3 protein-coding genes and 1 pseudogene are annotated in these 2893 nt (G+C 63.0%); all 4 read left to right on the plus strand.

The window, feature by feature from the left end:
• Positions 1 to 189 (plus strand): annotated as a pseudogene (locus B4C31_RS00085) (elongation factor Tu); the annotation flags it as partial.
• A gap of 229 nt (positions 190 to 418) precedes the next feature.
• Positions 419 to 985, plus strand: a complete 567-nt coding sequence (gene efp, locus B4C31_RS00090; RefSeq protein WP_033506455.1) for an elongation factor P — start codon at positions 419 to 421, stop codon at positions 983 to 985.
• Positions 986 to 1011: 26 nt separating this feature from the next.
• Positions 1012 to 1542 carry a transcription antitermination factor NusB gene (gene nusB / locus B4C31_RS00095; protein ID WP_291530828.1) on the plus strand — a complete coding sequence of 177 codons (531 nt, stop codon included), beginning with the start codon at positions 1012 to 1014 and terminating at the stop codon, positions 1540 to 1542.
• 85 nt (positions 1543 to 1627) lie between these two features.
• Complete coding sequence (carA, locus tag B4C31_RS00100) at positions 1628 to 2845, plus strand: glutamine-hydrolyzing carbamoyl-phosphate synthase small subunit (protein ID WP_291530829.1); 1218 nt, start codon at positions 1628 to 1630, stop codon at positions 2843 to 2845.
• Positions 2846 to 2893: the final 48 nt, after the last annotated feature.

The raw sequence follows: 2893 nt of genomic DNA on the forward strand, positions 1-2893 counted from the left end.
TTCCGCACCACCGACGTCACCGGCGTCATCGAGCTGCCGGAAGGCGTCGAGATGGTCCAGCCGGGCGATCACGCGACCTTCACCGTCGAGCTGATCCAGCCGATCGCCATGGAGGAGGGCCTGACCTTCGCCGTGCGTGAGGGTGGCCACACCGTCGGCTCGGGCCGTGTCACCAAGATCCTCGCCTGATTTCCATCGGCGATGATTCGGTGCGCCTGAACTAGCGCATAGGGATGCCCCGGAACCTGTATGGGTTCCGGGGCATTCTCATATCCGGGCACCCCTCGCTGACGGGTCATATGCCGACATCCGGTTCGGATATGGGTCGATTCGAAGCTCCTGTATAGGCGTGGTGGCATAATAGGCAAGGCTCATTTTGAACGCTGCCAACAACCATCGAGTGAATAGGTGAACAACAGTGGCACAGACTACCAATGACATCAAGAACGGATCCGTCCTGAACCTGGATGGCCAGCTGTGGACCGTCGTCAAGTTCCAGCACGTCAAGCCCGGCAAGGGCCCGGCCTTCGTGCGCACCACCATCAAGAACGTGCTGTCCGGCAAGATCGTGGACAAGACCTTCAACGCGGGTATGAAGATGGAGTTCGAGACCGTCGACAACCGCAACCTGCAGTACTCCTACGAGGACGGCGACAACTACGTCTTCATGGACATGACCACCTATGACCAGATCTACATCCCCAAGACCCTGGTCGGCGACCAGAGCAAGTACCTGCTCGAAGGCACCGACTGCATCGTCAGCTTCCATGACGGCACCCCGCTGAGCGTGGAGCTGCCGGCCTCCGTGGTGCTGACCATCACCCACACCGAGCCGGGCCTGCAGGGCAATCGTTCCAACGCCGGCACCAAGCCGGCCACCGTGGAGACCGGCGCCGAGATCCAGGTCCCGCTGTTCATTGGCGAGGGCGAGAAGGTCAAGGTCGATACCCGCGACGGCTCCTACCTGGGTCGCGAGAACAACTGACCTGAAGAAGGGACACCGAGAGCTTCATGGCACGTTCCACCGCCCGCAAGAGGGCCCTGAACACGTTGTACGAAGCGGACGAGAAGGGACAGGACATCCTGTCCCTTCTTGCTGAGCGCATCGCGTTGCCCGGCGCCCAGACCCCGCTGCCCGATTACGCCATCGAGATCGTGCGCGGCGTGGCCGACCACCGCCACCAGATCGACCGCGTGCTCGACGAGCATTCCACCCGGTGGAAGGTCAATCGCATGGGTGTTGTGGATCGCAACATCCTGCGCATCGCCGCCTGGGAGATCCTGTTCAACGACGATGTACCGGACAAGGTGGCCATCGACGAGGCTTTGGGCCTGGCCAAGACGCTGTGTGCCGACGACGCCCCGTCGTTCATCCACGGGCTGCTGAGTGCCGTGTGCGCCGACAAGTCGCAGATCGCGCCGCAGGAGGACGCCGCCGAGCGGATCGTGGCCGATTCGTCCGCCCAGAGTGACGGGCCCGAGGAGACGCCGTCCGACGCCGACACCGCCGAACAGTCCGGCGAGTCCGTAGAAAACGATTGATTTTTCAAGGATTCCGGCCGTCTGCGAGTCTCAGCCGGCCGGTATCCTAAGGGGTAGATTCGACCCAAGGATAAAGGGGGTTTTGGTGAACCAGACCGATTCCGGAGCCGTGATGTTCTCCAAGGATGATGCCGTTCTCGTGTTGGAGGACGGGCAAGTCTATGTGGGGGAGCCCTACGGCGCGCGTGGCTCCACCTGTGGCGAGATCGTCTTCGCCACCGGCATGACCGGCTATCAGGAGACGCTGACCGATCCGAGTTACGACCGTCAGATCGTGGTGCAGACGTTCCCGCACATCGGGGATACGGGTGTCAACGGCGAGGACCCGGAATCCTCCAAGATCTGGGTGGCCGGGTACGTGGTCCGCGAACCCAGTCCCAACGTCAGCAACTGGCGTGCCACCGGCAGTCTGGATGATGATCTGGTTGCCAACGGCATCGTCGGCATCTGCCGTATCGACACCCGCAAGCTTGTCCGCCATCTGCGTTCCGCAGGCGTGATGCGTGCGGGTGTTTTTTCAGGTGAGGCCCTGGTGGATGCCAATGGCCGTCTGCGCGCCATCGACGATCTGCTCGACCAGGTCAAGGCCACCCCGCAGATGCAGGGGCTGAGCCTGTACGACGAGGTCAGCACCAGGCAGACCTACACCATCGAACCGTGCGGCGAATACGAGGGCAAGGAGCCGCTGTTCACCGTCGCCGCCGTCGACCTGGGCATCAAGGCCATGACGCCGCACCGTATGGCCGAGCGTGGCTGCCGCGTGCACGTGGTGCCGTCCACCATCACCTTCGAACAGCTGCAGGCCCTGAACCCGGACGGCGTGTTCTTCTCGAACGGCCCCGGCGACCCGGAGCAGGCCGAGCCCGAGGTGGAGCTGCTGCGCCAGGTGCTGGACGCCGGATACCCGTTCTTCGGCATCTGCTTCGGCAACCAGCTGCTGGGCCGCGCGTTGGGGTTCGGCACGTACAAGCTCAAGTTCGGCCACCGCGGCATCAACCAGCCGGTCAAGGACATGACCACCGGCAAGATCGAGGTCACCGCGCACAACCACGGCTTCGCCGTCGACGCCCCGATCGGCGAGACGGTTCCGTCCCCGTACGGTGACGGCCGGTACGGCCGGGTGTTCGTCTCCCACATTGATCTGAACGATGACGTGGTCGAAGGCCTGCAGTGCGTCGACATCCCCGCGTTCTCCGTGCAATACCATCCCGAGGCCGCGGCCGGTCCGCATGACGCCTCGTATCTGTTCGATCGTTTCGTCGATCTCATGCGTTCATCCAAGGAGGAAACCCGCAATGCCTAAACGCACCGACATCAAGTCCGTCATGGTCATCGGCTCCGGCCCGATCGT

The sequence above is a fragment of the Bifidobacterium sp. UBA4282 genome (assembly GCF_002394995.1).
GTDB lineage: Bacteria > Actinomycetota > Actinomycetes > Actinomycetales > Bifidobacteriaceae > Bifidobacterium > Bifidobacterium pullorum_B.